The organism is Alteripontixanthobacter maritimus, assembly GCF_003340475.1.
Taxonomy (GTDB): domain Bacteria; phylum Pseudomonadota; class Alphaproteobacteria; order Sphingomonadales; family Sphingomonadaceae; genus Alteripontixanthobacter; species Alteripontixanthobacter maritimus.
On record NZ_QBKA01000002.1, the window covers coordinates 871150 to 885188 of the forward strand.

Consider the following 14039-nt stretch of genomic DNA (forward strand, 5'->3'; position numbering starts at 1 on the left):
AGTTATGCGAGGCCGTGAGCCGTCGCCACTGCCGCAGCGATCCGCGCACTAGCCTTGCCATCACCATACGGATTATGCGCCTGCGCCATCGCGTCATAGGCCTGTTTATCGTCGAGCAGGCGATTTGCCTCGCTCACAATACGGTCCCGGTCGGTCGCGACAAGTTTGGCCGTACCGGCGTCGATGCCTTCCGGACGCTCGGTCGTATCGCGCATCACCAGTACCGGCTTGCCGAGGCTTGGCGCTTCTTCCTGAATGCCGCCGCTGTCGGTCAGCAACAGTTCCGCCATACCCATCAAACGGACGAAATGAGGATAATCGAGCGGCTCGATCAAGGCGACGTTTTCGCGTCCTGCGAGCGCCGCTTCCATCACCGGGCGCACGTTCGGATTGGGGTGTACGGGGAAAATGACGGCGACATCGTCCCGGTCTGCAATCTGCCCCACCGCAGCGGCTATACTGCGCATTCCCTCGCCGAAATTCTCACGCCGATGCGCCGTCAAGGCCACGATCCGTTTCCCAGCGAAGCGCGAGGCCACTTCATCGAGCCCATTAGCTAAGGAAGCATCCTTTGCCACTCGGTCATGCGTCGACAGCAGGGCGTCGATCACCGTGTTGCCGGTAATGTGAATATTTGCGTCCGGCACATTCTCGGCCCGCAGCGAGGCCGCAGCCCCATCGGTCGGTGCAAAATGCAGATCGGCGACAGTGCCGGTAACCTTGCGGTTCACTTCCTCGGGCCACGGGGAGTAGATATCCCCGCTGCGCAGGCCTGCCTCGACATGGCCAACCGGGATCTTGCGGAAATAACTCGCCAGCGTCACCATCATGGTGGTCAGCGTGTCGCCATGCACAAGCACGCGATCCGGCTTCCATTCGTCCAGCGCCGCGCCGTAGCTGGTGATGATGCGGGCCGATAGATCGTCGAGCGATTGGCCGGCCTGCATCAGATCGAGATCGATATCGGGCACGATCCCGCCGATCTCCAGCACCTGGTCGAGCAATTCGCGATGCTGCGCCGTGACCGCCACGCGCACGTCCATCCCGCCGTGATTGCGTAAAGCGTGTACGACCGGAAACATCTTAATGGCTTCCGGCCTGGTGCCGAAGCTAACCAGAATGCGCGGTTGTCCGGCGGTCTTGGCTGGAGCGCTCACGCCCACATGCCCCGCGTGTCGTAGGTTATCTTGCCTTCGCTCAAGCTGCGGGGCGCATCCTTGAACGCATCATGATCGACCAGTACCCCGACCAGTTCGGCCTGGTCCATGGCCGTATCGTAATCTACCAACTGCGCGCCGCGTTGCGCCAGCGTCCCGGGCAGTTCGGTTGTGAATGGTTCTACGACCAACAGGCGCGGTCCGTAATCGGTGGCCAGTTCCTCGGCAATTTCCAATGCCGGACTTTCGCGGAAATCGTCGATGTTCGGCTTGAACGCCAGGCCCAGCAGCGCAAGCTTCGCGTCAGGCGCGGCGTCCAGCATGGCGCGCATCCGATTGGCGACATGAACGGCCTTCGCGTCGTTCACTTCGCGGGCGGTACGGATGATGCGAGCTGTTTCGGGCGAACCTGCAACCAAGAACCATGGATCGACCGCAATGCAATGTCCGCCAACACCGGGGCCGGGCTGAAGGATGTTCACGCGCGGATGCCGGTTGGCCAGCCGGATGACCTCCCAAACATCGATGCCCTGTTCCTCGGCCAGCAGCGACAGTTCATTGGCGAAGGCGATGTTCACGTCGCGAAAGCTGTTTTCGGACAACTTGACCATTTCCGCCGCGCCAGCGTTCGACGGCACACATTCGCCATCCACAAACCCGCGATAGAACGCCGCCGCGCGCACTGAGCAGGCATCGGTCAATCCGCCGATCACGCGGTCGTTGGCGACCAATTCTTCGATAATTTTTCCAGGGAGCACGCGTTCGGGGCAATAGGCGACGGCAATGTCCGGGGAGTCGGAATGGCCCGGCACAGCAAGATCGGGACGCAACTCCGCCAGCAATTGCGCGATCGCTGCGGTCGTACCCACTGGCGAGGTCGATTCCAGGATCACGCAGGCTCCCGGTCGAACCTGCGGCGCGATCATGCGCAGCGCACTTAAAACAAACGAGATATCGGGCTGGTTATCACCCTTGAACGGAGTGGGCACCGCGATGAGATAAACGTCCGCCACCGGGGCCTGTGTTGCGGCCGACAGATGCCCACTTTCCACGACGCGGTGGACCAGCTCGTCGAGGTCCTTCTCCTCGATATGCACCGCGCCCGAATTGATTGTGTCGACCACACTTTGCGTCACGTCGACCCCGCGGACCTTCAAGCCGGAGCGGGCGATTACGGCAGCGGTTGGCAGTCCGATATAGCCGAGACCGATCATGGCCACATCGAATTGTGGTGCGTCAGTTGTCGTCATGTACGGATTGGCCCTAAGGCCCCCCATCGAATTGCAGTCGTGAAGCCCATAGCGGACCGGGTGCGTTTTGCCACGGGCAAGTTTGCAGCTGTTTAAACCGATTGCCGGTAAAGGGCTGGTCGAAGCATGGACCGGATCACGACGAAATTGGGTTCCGTCCGCTCAGCCGCGTTTTCAGCAGAAGCATGGCAAACGCGCTATTCGTGCTGGCGTAACGGCCCACCATCTTGCGCGGCTCCTTCACCATCCTGTGGAACCATTCAAGCCCCGCTTGCTGCATCCATTCAGGCGCGCGGCTGACATGCCCGGCCAGAACATCGACACTGCCGCCTACACCCATGATGAAGGGTACGCGCAGCTTGCTGGCATTGCGGTTGAGGAAGCGTTCCTTGTGCGGCGTCGGCATGGCGACGAACAGGCAATCCGCGCCGCTTTCGCGAATACCGGTGACGATTTCCGACTCGTCTTCTTGAGCGAAATAACCGTGGCGCGATCCGGCGAATTCCAAGCCGGGGAAGCGGCGCTTGGCCTCGATTATAGCGGCATCGAGCTGCGATTGTTTTGCGCCGAGAATATACGGCCGCCTACCGGTGCGCGCGCAATGAGCGAGCAGTTCGAGAAACAGATCGACCCCAGGCACGCGCTGCGCGCCGTCTACACCGAACATCTTCAACCCGAGCACGATCCCCATACCATCGATCCCAATGATATCGCTGCCCCGAACATCTGCTGCCAGCTCGGGATCCTTGTCGAGCTTGATAAGCTTGGCCACGTTTAGCGCCGTATGGCGAACGGGCGGGCTAGCGGGATCGGTATCGCGTGCACTCATCGCGGCTTCGGCGCGCGCAACCGTCTGATCCATGGTCAAAAGATCGACCGGCGTGTCGAAGAACCTGATTCGGCGGGTCATGCGGTGTATGAGCGTACATGCTCTGGCGGACGGTCTTTAGGCAAAGGTAGAGCACCTGCGGGACTGTGTGTGCTGGTTACGCCAGAATGCGATGGCCGGACGACGTTAGGCAATTGAGCGCGGCGCTGGGCCGTATCGCTCAAAGCTAGGGACACGGCAGCGCCGGTAAAGGCCAAGTACCAGCTGTTGGCGCCGCCAAAATACGCGACCGTAAATCCAAGGAAGGTTAGTAAGAAAAGCAGAATTGCGATTGATTTATAAAATAGAGCATCCTGCCCTCGCGATCGGCCAGCTGCTTTCGCGACCATGTTAATCGATACTATTGCCAGTGCGAAAAATAGCAGGGCCGTGGGAAACCCATGGCGCAATGCCAAAAGGAGCCAATGGGAATCGACAGTTGCGTTGACCATCCAGGCCGGGCGGTCGTACCCGGCAAAACCAATACCGAAAATCGGATTGTTCAAAGCAGTCGCGAAACCAAATTCGTAAATCAACATACGATAGTTGCCGGTAGCGGCGCTTAGAGTCAGATATCGAACGATAAACGAGAATACCCCGCTTTGAGTTAAAACCTGCAACAATAGCATGATAACCGAAGTAAATATTATCGCGGTCTTCCAACTCAAAAGCATGGTGCGGCTTTGCAACCAATCGTAGAAGATCATTACAAAGCCTAGGAAAAGACCGATGAGAGCGGCAGAGCTAAGGGAAAAGAAACTGAGTAGGGCAGCAATCGTACCGGCGATGCGGGGCCATTTGCGTATTCCCCCAATCAAATAAATTGGTAGGATTGAGCATAGTATTAGCCCGCCAAGAATAGGATGCGAGAACGGTCCGCTGGACCGTAAGAGGCCGAGCCGATATTCGCTTTGTAGCGTTTGACCGGTTATTTCCAAACCAGCATCGTAGTAAGGTAACGGCCCGAAAATCCCTGCAAATATAGGCTTTACAATTGGCGCACCCCTGATTGATTCGAGTGCCATCGAGCCGCCAGCGATCAACAAGCCAAAGACGATCAATATCATGACCGTGCGAAATTCTGCCATATTGCGTACCGAGTATCTGCCTATGAAATAAGCCATCGCGGTATCAAGAGCGAGCGCACCCCCGCGCTCAAGGCCGGACGTAATACCGTAATGGTAGCTCATACTGACGAAGATAAACAAGCTGCCAAGCCCGAGCAGCGTATCGCAGAGCGTAATCCTTAAGGCACGATTGGCAAAGGCTGAAATAATTAGGGGTAGCGCAGCGATGGCAACCAGCCGATCGGCAAAGAACACAAGGTCGCCGGCCGAGAGGCGAACCTCGCGCGGTAGCAAAAGCGCATAAATGAAAATAACCAGCAGCCAGACGGTCGGTCTTCCCGTGTGAGCGGCGTTCGCGAGTGTTATTGGTCTGCTTCTATCCATGGTCAGTAACATTGGCGGTATTTGTGCAAATTATTAGCGCCCCGAAACAGGCCGGCTGGTTCCCATTTCTACAGGCCGGCCATGGCTTGACCGAACGGCCGCAGTTCCGAAACATGTAAGCAGACCTTTGGTATGGTTGGGATGGGGGGAAACGAAACGAAACAATTCATCAAAGCGGCTGCAAGACCGCGGCGGTTTCTCGCGTAGCATCTGGCAAGGTGCTTTAGTAGCGTTTCCCTGTCATCGCCAGCCATTCAGACCACTATCGCTCATGGCCGTGCGCGGCTCGTCCAGATTTTAGAAGCGATTGCTTCCTCTTTCTAACTGGAAACGCTTGTAAATTTGGCGCCGTCTCAGTATCGGTACTGAAGTCAACGTTCACGAACGAGACCTTATTATGTCGCTGTCTGATCCACGGAACAACCGTTCGTTATCATATAAGCTGCGCAGTCGTAGAGACAGGTTTCTCCGCAAGTTCCTAGTAAATAACGGGCGGCGGATTCTCGATTTAGGTGGGACGGCGCATTACTGGCGGCGCGTCGGTCTGAACTTCCTCAACGAGAATGGCTTTACAGTCACGATAGTAAATTTGGAAGCCAACGACCTTGGAACAGGACCTTTCAAGATGCTCGTTGGTGATGCCACCCAGTTGGATTTACCCGACGGCTCCTTCGATATCGTTCATTCAAACTCCGTTATCGAGCATGTTGGCGGGCAAGCAGAAATTGCCGCCTTTGCTTGTGAAACGCGGCGACTGGCCCCGGCACATTATGTGCAAACGCCAAATTTCTGGTTTCCCATCGATCCTCATTTCTGGAAATTTCCAGGGTTCCACTGGTTGCCAGAATCGGTACGAGCCAGACTATTGCAAAAGTTTTCCATCGCAACAGCAGGCCGTATCGGAGACTATCAAAAAGCGCTTCACGCTGTCCGGGGAACACGCTTGTTATCCATCGATCAATGTAAAGCGCTGTTTCCGGAATCCAAATTGACAACCGAGAAGTTTCTGGGGCTCAATAAATCATTAATTCTCTATAGAAACGCCAGTTAACTTCTAAAGGATAGCGATTATACATCATAGCTTCGCTCTATAATGCCGTCCTCCTTCCTAAACATTTCGCGCAGTCTGATGCGCCAATCGTGACGCTCGGCAGTTTCGCGGGCGTTCCTTGATCCGATCTCCTGTAGATGGTCTGATTGCGAAGCCAGATCGGTAAGAAATGCACGCGCTTCGGGTGCTTCGTCAGGCAACTCTAGCAGAGCATCGGGCCAGTCGAACAGATCGCTCGTTTCCGGTGCGCTGGGGCGTTGGCCGGCAATAACACATCCTGCAGCCATCGATTCGTACCAGCGTTGACCAACGAAAGAACAGGTAAATCGGTTATGCGGGTCGTAAGCTTCAGGCGCGTAGGCAAGAGCAATCTTCGAATAGCGTAGCAGGCTGGCGAAGTGAGCTCGGTGCGCTACCCAATCGGTAAGAGCGCCTATCGTCATATGGTTCGTATGATGGAAAAACCCGCGCTTTTCAATGTTGTGATACTGTGCGAGCTCCGCGCTCAATTCAGGGGGCTGGCGGCCATATCCGTTCACATCGATCGGTCTGGACTTCATTGGCACGTCACTGCCGAACAATCGTGTGTCGACACCGATGGGCATGTAGGAAACCTTGGTGCCAAGCAGGTCCGCCTGCTCTGCGATCAGGCTTCTCATGGGTGTGAAAATTTCGTCGACCCGGCTCAGCAACTTGCGATAGCTGGTAAACGGCCGCAAGGCGCGCGGGATCTTCACGAGTTTTGGCGATAAAAATCCATCAAAAACATAGGCGTAAACTTTCGCATTCGCGGAAATTCTGTCCCTGTATTCTGCAAGATCGGCAACCAGGGTGGCAAAGCCGATTGCGGTGAAAATCCACGGAAGATCACCATGCTCCCCCACTTCCGAAGGGGCATGCACGACCTTACACGCGATCGTATCAGCAATGACACGGTCGAGTTCCAACACACACGCCTGGGCCGGGATGCATGGCAGCCCCGGCGGATCGGTCACCAGGAGCACGGTCGGCGTTTCCAATTCAGTTTTAGCCATTTCCCGGTCCCTTCAGGCGGCCAGACTCTGCTTGTCGCTCTGGCGCTTCAAACAAAGATAGGAACCAATGATCTTGATGCATTCGGGGCGGTCCGGCTGTCATGAACACGGGCTATGTTTGCAGGCGAGTTCACTGGTCCGGTTGCCTACCAAAGTCAAAACTGCACTAGCCAGATTCCTCGCCAACACGGACCGTGTTTCTCAGCATACGACCGCGGCGATCCATCTATGCCGAATCACAGAAAACGCTTTCCTACAGCAATGCCTTGCTCATAGCGCGCCTGTTCTTGTTTTGTTTCAACTGGAGAATCGCTTATGTCGCTCGATATTTTTTCCGGCCATTCCGATACGCCGTCCGCCCCGGCACGGGCTTGCTTTGCTGTCAGCCCCTCGGACACCGAAAACCTGCCAAGGGTGCCGAAGGCGCTGTATGTCGGAACCAGCGGGGACATTACGCTGCGCTGCGCCGACGATAATCTTGATGTTATCTTCCGCAATGTGCCTGCCGGTATGATCCTGGACATTCGCGTTACCAATGTCCGTGCAAGCGGCACGACCGCTGCCGACATCGTGGCGCTCGCCTGATGGGGGCGTTGGGTTTTGGATTCGGATCAAACGTACGATCACGGGCGCATTTGCTGATGAATGGCGGTGCGGTGCCTGTGGCGCCGTGGCAACCTACCGGCGCGGTTGGAACCGATGGCTGGTCCGTCACCACCGCATCGCCTCGGGATCTGTCCTTTGCCGCCGTTCCGGTGGACCGGGCCGGCTTCGACCAAACCGGTATGGCTACCACTTGGAAGGAAAGCGTGCTGCTGACCAAGCGTGTCCGCCAGGCATACCCAGACGAAGCTGCATTTACGGCAGACCGGATTGCGGTGTCGGATTATATCTATGCCGAGGATATAGCGAAGGGTTTTACAAACGGGAGTTTGGAAACCAGTCCGCCACCCATTGCAGCCTGGATAATGCCCGCATGCGAGCTGGTTGCAGGATCGGTCCATTGGGAAATAGCGGCCTATCATCGTGACGCGCGCTCGGATCCGATAACCGGTGTTGGCCGTCAGGTCGCCGCGGTACGGGTGCGAGCCAATAACGGCACCGAGGCGTCGCCTTGGCAGACGGTCGGTAAAACGTCGATATCCACACTTTGCCAGGATGCATCCGCCATGGAATGCTTCGAGGGCGATCTGGACATCGGCGCATTGGCCGACGGCCCGTTCTGGCTGGAAGCGGAAGTGTTCCCCTGGTTTGGCGGTACCGGCAGCGTGCTGAAAAGCGAAGCGCGCACTGGCCAGCGGGAATTCTCGCGCCGCTGGTTCTGCAAGAACGTCACCCGCGCAGCTAACCCACCGATGGTGTATGTGGCGTCTACTGGTGATGATGCCCTGGGTGAGGTGTCATCTGACAGCGCAACTGCTCGGGCAAAGCCTTGCCGAACCTTGGGCGGCGCTTGGGCTCGCGCTCGCACCGTGTTGGGTAACGGCCGTGGTACGATGGACGGCCTGCGTGTTCGAGTGCTGGATACGGTCGATAGTGGCAGCGTTCCCTATGCGGTTAGCTATCCGCAAGACTGCGCCGCCGTGGTCGTGGAACGAGCACCCGAAACCAGCCGCAGCAACGCTGTCGTGCGCTGGAACACGCATTTGCGATGTTATTTCAAGGACCATTCGCCCGGCATCACCGAAGGCGCTTTGACATTCCGCGACTGCACCATCGATCGCACCGCCGGATGGGCATTCTACGGAGAGACGGCGGCGCCGCTGCATGTGCAGTTTCACGACGTGGTGATGCGGAATAACGGACAGCCCGGAACCTGGCGGACCAGTTCGCATGTTTCGATCTTCGGCATGGAGATGACCGGCTATGCCAACACGCTGGCGCAGACCGCGGCGGGTGAAGTGCGCATCTTGCGTGCGCTCGATGCGGATTTGGCGGGGGGCGGCCCAGAGGCTTGGGTAACACTGTGTTGCAGGCTGACTCGCGCCAACGCAGGCAGAATGGCGGACGCTGCGAAGGGAGTGATTTACCACGGCAATCTGTTCCTCTCACCTGTAGCCAGCACAGGCCCCATCGGACTGTCGGCTGTTGGCGTGGCGGATATCGTCGGACCCGTCGCGGTGGTGCAAAATCTTATCGAGGTTACGCATACTACGGCTCAGGTCGCCGCGTTTCTATTGGCCGCTGCAAGCGGAGCATCGCGGCACAGCGTGGTCCATCACAATATCGGAACCGGCGCGGGTCAGCTTGGCCGATGGAACCTCTATTACGATGAAAACGCAGGGGGCGCGCGCGAACATCGGCTGCACAGCTTCAAGGGGAACCTGTGCGAACAGCTCAATACGAAGGGCGATATTTTCGCTCAGGATGGCACACGGCTTGGGCAGTTCGCATTTAATCACGGGGTCGGGTGCAGCGGTAATTACGCAGTTTCGCATGCGAACTTCCCGGAAGCGGAAGAGCAGGATTTCGCCGGACCCGGCACTAGGATCGGGGCCGGAAAGGTGTTGTTCGTGAACGATCGCAGCACTTCGGGCACGGCAGAGGCTCCCGTAGCCGGAATGGGCGGCGGTGATTACCACTTGCTGCCGGAAAGTGCGGCGCGGGCTATCCAGCCCAAACCGGTCCTCGCCTTCGATATGGATGGTATGGCGCGTGGCGGCGGGGCGCAGGCTGCAGGCGCTTATGCCTGAGTAGCGTGCTTGTGGGTCGATGCACGGCTGTTCAGGCGCGTGCGCACCCCTGGGAAATGGCCTCGCGATAGGCGCGGGACCCTTCCGCATTATGGTGCAGGCCATCGGGGCCGGTTGGGCCTTTTATTGCAGGAACGTAGGTCGCGCCCGTCTTTCTGGCGAGCGCGGCCACGTTCCTGCTGGCCACGTCGGAGTTGGGAACCCCGACCAACACGAGTTCACGTTCGCCGGCCAGTTCGAGAAGCTGGGGGTAAAGCCTGCGAAAATCTCCGATCTCATTTCCGGCGGCAAAATGATTTGCGCCAAGTGCAATGACTATTGTGTCCGGATCGGTGGCTTGAATCAATTCCGGTGCGGCCTTGATAGCGTGCTGCAGCCGCGCTCCACCGATACCACCGTTGAAAGTCGTTCCGCAGGCACCGTCCATGTTGGTCTGTTCGATAAGGCTATCGCCCAGCACCAACGTGTCAGCCTTCCCAAACTGCTGCGCCAGATTCACCACGAACGGCGTCCTGCTATCGGGATAGGCCGGGGGATCATAATCGTTCAATTGAAACAGGCCTGCTCCGGCCAGCGAACCGGAGGCGAATAATGTAACGAAAAAGAGCAGGCGTTCCATATAACGGCAAGAGCGCAAACGCCTCTAGCCCGCTATCCGGTTAACTCCCTATCAAAGCAGGTAATGCTACCTATTTCTCGGGAGGTGATGCGCCGACATTCTACATTCGAGGCAAAACCACGGCCAGACCGACGACGAGCACGATCGTGCCAAGCACATAGAAAAACATATCTCGTTTCAGGCGTTGGCGTTTGTCGAGTTTACGATGGTCCATCAATTGTCCTTGAGTCACGCGGCCGAGCCGACAGTTGCGCGCTCGCTAACCACTCCAACCACCATTGGCAAGCGAGCCTAAAACGCTTTAAGGGCAACGGCCTGACGCGGCGCGGTCAACGCACGCAATCTTACTAACAAGGACGAGCCAGCCATGTCCGATCCGGCCATTGTCAATTATCACTCCAACGTCCGGCACGATGTCCTGCCTCATGTTCCGCGCGGAGGTACGTTGTTGGACCTGGGCGGGGGCGATGGCGCCACGGCAACGGAGGTTCGCAGACAAGGATTGGCCGATCGTGTGGGGGTCGTCGATATGGTCGAACCGGCACCGGGATCGAAGCTCGACTTCAACTACCAGGGCGATCTAACGCAGGATGGTTTCATCGAAAAAATTGGCGAGGAGCAAGGTCCGTTCGATACGATCCTGACCCTGGACATCCTTGAACACCTGGAAGATCCCTGGACCATGGTGCGGCGATTGCACCAACAATTGAAACCCGGCGGCGTGATCGTATCAAGTGTGCCCAACGTGCGGCACCGTTCTGTCACCGTACCGTTGTTGCTGGGCAATAAATGGCAGTACCGGGACTCCGGCATTCTGGATCGGACCCATTTGCGGTTCTTCGTGAAGAAAACCGCCATCGAACTGATGACGTCGAGTGGTTTGACGCTAGAGTCGGTCGCTTTGCTACCATCGGGAGGCCGGATCGATCGGACTCTGGTCAAACTGCCGATCATCAACACTTTCTCGGCACTGCAATTTGCGATCAGGGTTCGCCGCGACGATTGATAGGCTTCAGGTCGCTTGAGAAGCAGTCAAATTTCACCTGATTCCGCAGCGTGCAAAAACGCACCGATATCGTCGGACAACATGAGCGTTCCGGCGGCGACGATGCGTTCGTGCGGCCAGTCCCACCATTTGACGGCCTGAAGGCGATCTATCGTTTCCGCATCGAAGCGTTTGCGCACTTCGCGTCCCGGCACGCCCCCAACGATTGCATAGGGTTCGACATCGCGCGTTACTACCGAACCCGTCATCACGACCGCCCCGTTACCGATGGTTACACCTGACGTAATCGTAACGCCGCTCGCCAGCCAGACATCGTGGCCGATGCGTACGTCGCCGCGCGTGACCGGATGCCCGGGGATATGTTTTAGGTCGGTTTCAAGCGCAGAAAAAGGGTATGTCGTGACCCATTCGGTACGATGCCCACCGCCGAGGATGACCTTGCAGTTCATCGCGACGGAACAGTAGGCGCCCATGAGGAATGTCGTTCCCTCTCCAAAATCGAGGATTTCGAGATCACCGTAGCTTCCACGCCCGATATCGTATTGCGGATAGACCTTAGCCAGTTGTTTAGGCCTGATCTTGATACCCAGCCTGCTGGCAAGGCGGTGTGACAAAGGGCGATACCTCATGCGCCCTTTTCCTTACCGCTCCTAATTTGCGTAGCCAAACCCTTTAACCAGGCACGCATTGGCGGTGGTGTCATCGTCCAGCTAGCCACCAAAGTAACGAGAGTTACAGGAACAGCCAACGCAAAAGCCGTGAGCGCTCCAAGCGGTTTCGAAACACCAAGTCCAATCGTCATTCCCAATAAGACCATGAAGGTCGCTAGCAAAGCCGCACCATTTTGGAGCCGACCATCTGCGACCAAGAACATTGTTACAGTATCACCGGCGGTACGCGCAAGATAGACCCATGCAGCGCCCGCGGGACCAAACCATCCCAGCGCAAACCATAGGGCAAGAATATAGAGCGGCAGTTCGGCCAGCATGATTTGCGCCACGCGATGCGGTCGATTTTGCGCCTGAAGACGCGCGTATGGTACTTTGGCGAAAACATTCGCCCACCCCGCAATTGCCAAAATTTGAGCCAGTGGAGCTGATTGGCCACCGATATCATCGCCCAACCAAATTCGCATAACAGGCTCGGCCACAACGATAAAACCCGCTACCAGGGGCGTTGTAATTGCGTAAAGGGCGCCAACGGCGTATGCTGAAAATTCGCGACTTTCCTCTTTGTTAGCTAATGCTAGTCGCGGAAATAACGCATTTGCCAGGCTGTCGGCTAGCACAGCAATCCGCCTAGTCGCGTCGAGCGGAACGGCGTAGATCGTGACGGCGACCGCGCCCAGCACTGTACCGATCAGCAGCCGGTCGGAGAAGACCAACATCAAGCCAATCAGGCCGGTCGCGGAAACCCACCCGCCATACTTCAACATCGAAACGAACTGTACGCGTTCCCATAGTAGTAAGGCACCTCGACCAAATTCGCGGCGGCACTCGCGCAGTAGCAGAAATAGCGCTGCGACCCGGGCACAAAGCGCTGCCACCACCAGCGGCATTAATTCAGGCCCGACAAAGTGGGCGATTGCAAGAGGCAGGAGCTGAAATAAAGCGCCGTTGATAATCGTGATCCGGTTGACCACGAAAAATTTCTCCCGGCCCATCAAGGCGCCACTAAGAATACCGATGGTGGTCACAATTGGCAGGCTGAGTGCCATAAAGGAAACCAGCGGAACCGCTTCTGTACGCAGCTCGTCAGGCATTTTCATCGCGTGGGCGAAGACGTAATAGGCGACGCCGCCGATGATCAGCGCGCCAACTGCCCCGATCAGTACATTGGTTGCAAGCGCCGTGCCTAGCGCGGCGCGTCGTGACTCCGCCGTGTCGTTCTTCAGGGAGGCTACGCGTTGGTTTGCGGCACGCCCAAGCCCAAGATCGAGCAGGCCGCCAAGTCCGAGCACTAGCCAGACTATCGCCAGCACGCCATAGCGGGCAGGCCCGATCAACCCGATATAAATCGGGATCGTGACGATAAACAGCACCAGCGGAATGCCGAATCCGGCGAGGTTATAGGCGGCGTTGCGGCCGACGCTCATCGCTTGGTACCGATCGCATCGCGCAATCCTGACACAAATCTGTCGCCTATTGTGCCGCGTGTGAAGCGCTGGGCGGCGGGACTTTTCTGCCACTCAGCCAGCGCCGCTTTCAAGTCGTCTTCGTCCTCGAGCAGGGTGCGCATGGCATTCTCCAACGCCCCGGGCTGGCGCATATCGACCCGAATTGCGAACGGACAATCGTCGAAATACCCGTCAACCGCAGTGCCTGCGGGATATGCAATAGGCAATCCAGCAAACAGCGCTTCGATGAATACCAGACCGAAGCTTTCGCGGCTGGACGGCATGACGAAGCCGCTTGCCCGATTAAACCGCCTGGCGATAGCTGCGTTGTCGATGGCCCCCTCGAAAGTGGTACCGTCGCCCGCCATCGCCTCGGCAGCAGCTACGTCGGACGCCGAGCCGCCACCGATCACGGACAAGGTGGCGTTAGGAAGGCTGTGGCGAAGGTTTGCCATCGCAGCTGTCATTGCAGGAAGGTTCTTCAGTTTCGCGTTACGCAGATGGAAGGCCGTTACCAGCCCGTCCCCGCCCTGCCGAGGCGGGATAATCGTGTCGCGAGCCATCGCGCAGGGAAGCAGGGTCGCACTTCGCGCACTTACGCCCAGCATCTCTTCGACCGATCGCTGTGCCCATGGAGCAAACGGGAAGATGCACGCCGCTTCGCTGTAGATTCGCGCAAGCCGGCCGCGCAGATCCGGCCTCGCCCGAAGGATGCGCGTGTCGGTATTGCCTTGCACCGACAGTGCGTAAGGTACGCCGAGCAACTGTGCCGCACGGGCAACGCAAATACCTTC

The 14039-nt window shown here is 57.6% G+C and carries 13 protein-coding genes; 4 read left to right on the plus strand and 9 right to left on the minus strand.

Features of this window, described 5'->3' with window-relative positions; translation table 11 throughout:
• Window positions 1-2 precede the first annotated feature (2 nt).
• The 4 genes from wecB to HME9302_RS04345 form a co-directional block, all read right to left on the minus strand.
• Window positions 3-1157, minus strand: coding sequence for a non-hydrolyzing UDP-N-acetylglucosamine 2-epimerase (gene wecB / locus HME9302_RS04330; RefSeq protein WP_268243473.1), 1155 nt, complete (start codon window positions 1155-1157; stop codon window positions 3-5).
• Complete coding sequence (gene wecC, locus HME9302_RS04335) at window positions 1154-2407, minus strand: UDP-N-acetyl-D-mannosamine dehydrogenase (protein WP_115366001.1); 1254 nt, start codon at window positions 2405-2407, stop codon at window positions 1154-1156. The genes wecB and wecC overlap by 4 nt, the downstream gene beginning before the upstream one ends.
• A gap of 136 nt (window positions 2408-2543) precedes the next feature.
• Window positions 2544-3317: a WecB/TagA/CpsF family glycosyltransferase gene (locus HME9302_RS04340; protein ID WP_115366002.1), complete on the minus strand. Its 774-nt coding sequence runs from the start codon at window positions 3315-3317 to the stop codon at window positions 2544-2546.
• The gene (locus HME9302_RS04345) at window positions 3314-4738 is read right to left on the minus strand and encodes an O-antigen ligase family protein (RefSeq protein ID WP_115366003.1); all 1425 of its coding nucleotides are present in this window, start codon (window positions 4736-4738) and stop codon (window positions 3314-3316) included. Before HME9302_RS04345 ends, HME9302_RS04340 begins: the two co-directional genes overlap by 4 nt.
• A gap of 385 nt (window positions 4739-5123) precedes the next feature.
• Between HME9302_RS04345 and HME9302_RS04350 the strand changes: the two genes are divergently transcribed.
• Window positions 5124-5777: a class I SAM-dependent methyltransferase gene (locus HME9302_RS04350; RefSeq protein ID WP_115366004.1), complete on the plus strand. Its 654-nt coding sequence runs from the start codon at window positions 5124-5126 to the stop codon at window positions 5775-5777.
• Between the two features lie 17 nt (window positions 5778-5794).
• On the opposite strand, the gene HME9302_RS04355 is transcribed toward HME9302_RS04350, so the two are convergent.
• Window positions 5795-6796, minus strand: a complete 1002-nt coding sequence (locus HME9302_RS04355; RefSeq protein ID WP_181815681.1) for a glycosyltransferase — start codon at window positions 6794-6796, stop codon at window positions 5795-5797.
• Between the two features lie 330 nt (window positions 6797-7126).
• Here HME9302_RS04355 and HME9302_RS04360 point away from each other — a divergent pair, with 330 nt between their 5' ends.
• Window positions 7127-7396 (plus strand): spike base protein, RCAP_Rcc01079 family, encoded by a 270-nt coding sequence (locus tag HME9302_RS04360; RefSeq protein ID WP_115366006.1) that lies wholly within the window; start codon window positions 7127-7129, stop codon window positions 7394-7396.
• A 56-nt stretch (window positions 7397-7452) separates the two neighbouring features.
• Window positions 7453-9504, plus strand: coding sequence for a hypothetical protein (locus HME9302_RS04365; protein ID WP_115366007.1), 2052 nt, complete (start codon window positions 7453-7455; stop codon window positions 9502-9504).
• A gap of 31 nt (window positions 9505-9535) precedes the next feature.
• On the opposite strand, the gene HME9302_RS04370 is transcribed toward HME9302_RS04365, so the two are convergent.
• Window positions 9536-10123: an SGNH/GDSL hydrolase family protein gene (locus tag HME9302_RS04370; protein ID WP_115366008.1), complete on the minus strand. Its 588-nt coding sequence runs from the start codon at window positions 10121-10123 to the stop codon at window positions 9536-9538.
• A 367-nt stretch (window positions 10124-10490) separates the two neighbouring features.
• Between HME9302_RS04370 and HME9302_RS04375 the strand changes: the two genes are divergently transcribed.
• The gene (locus HME9302_RS04375) at window positions 10491-11129 is read left to right on the plus strand and encodes a class I SAM-dependent methyltransferase (protein WP_115366009.1); all 639 of its coding nucleotides are present in this window, start codon (window positions 10491-10493) and stop codon (window positions 11127-11129) included.
• 26 nt (window positions 11130-11155) lie between these two features.
• On the opposite strand, the gene HME9302_RS13550 is transcribed toward HME9302_RS04375, so the two are convergent.
• From HME9302_RS13550 to HME9302_RS13640, 3 genes are read right to left on the minus strand one after another with little or no spacing between them, the layout of a single operon-like run.
• Window positions 11156-11758 carry a CatB-related O-acetyltransferase gene (locus HME9302_RS13550; RefSeq protein WP_115366010.1) on the minus strand — a complete coding sequence of 201 codons (603 nt, stop codon included), beginning with the start codon at window positions 11756-11758 and terminating at the stop codon, window positions 11156-11158.
• Window positions 11755-13224 (minus strand): oligosaccharide flippase family protein, encoded by a 1470-nt coding sequence (locus HME9302_RS04385; protein ID WP_115366011.1) that lies wholly within the window; start codon window positions 13222-13224, stop codon window positions 11755-11757. The genes HME9302_RS13550 and HME9302_RS04385 overlap by 4 nt, the downstream gene beginning before the upstream one ends.
• Window positions 13221-13853: a glycosyltransferase gene (locus HME9302_RS13640; protein WP_407641332.1), complete on the minus strand. Its 633-nt coding sequence runs from the start codon at window positions 13851-13853 to the stop codon at window positions 13221-13223. Before HME9302_RS13640 ends, HME9302_RS04385 begins: the two co-directional genes overlap by 4 nt.
• Between the last annotated feature and the right edge of the window lie 186 nt (window positions 13854-14039).

Excerpts from the sequence above, each read along its gene's own strand:
- HME9302_RS04360 (WP_115366006.1), top strand. The coding sequence starts at position 7,127 with ATGTCGCTCGATATTTTTTCCGGCCATTCCGATACGCCGTCCGCCCCG.
- HME9302_RS13550 (WP_115366010.1), bottom strand. The coding sequence starts at position 11,758 with ATGAGGTATCGCCCTTTGTCACACCGCCTTGCCAGCAGGCTGGGTATC.
- HME9302_RS04385 (WP_115366011.1), bottom strand. The coding sequence starts at position 13,224 with ATGAGCGTCGGCCGCAACGCCGCCTATAACCTCGCCGGATTCGGCATT.
- HME9302_RS04345 (WP_115366003.1), bottom strand. The coding sequence starts at position 4,738 with ATGTTACTGACCATGGATAGAAGCAGACCAATAACACTCGCGAACGCC.
- HME9302_RS04350 (WP_115366004.1), top strand. The coding sequence starts at position 5,124 with ATGTCGCTGTCTGATCCACGGAACAACCGTTCGTTATCATATAAGCTG.
- HME9302_RS04375 (WP_115366009.1), top strand. The coding sequence starts at position 10,491 with ATGTCCGATCCGGCCATTGTCAATTATCACTCCAACGTCCGGCACGAT.
- HME9302_RS04370 (WP_115366008.1), bottom strand. The coding sequence starts at position 10,123 with ATGGAACGCCTGCTCTTTTTCGTTACATTATTCGCCTCCGGTTCGCTG.
- wecC (WP_115366001.1), bottom strand. The coding sequence starts at position 2,407 with ATGACGACAACTGACGCACCACAATTCGATGTGGCCATGATCGGTCTC.
- HME9302_RS13640 (WP_407641332.1), bottom strand. The coding sequence starts at position 13,853 with ATGCTGGGCGTAAGTGCGCGAAGTGCGACCCTGCTTCCCTGCGCGATG.
- HME9302_RS04365 (WP_115366007.1), top strand. The coding sequence starts at position 7,453 with ATGAATGGCGGTGCGGTGCCTGTGGCGCCGTGGCAACCTACCGGCGCG.
- HME9302_RS04340 (WP_115366002.1), bottom strand. The coding sequence starts at position 3,317 with ATGACCCGCCGAATCAGGTTCTTCGACACGCCGGTCGATCTTTTGACC.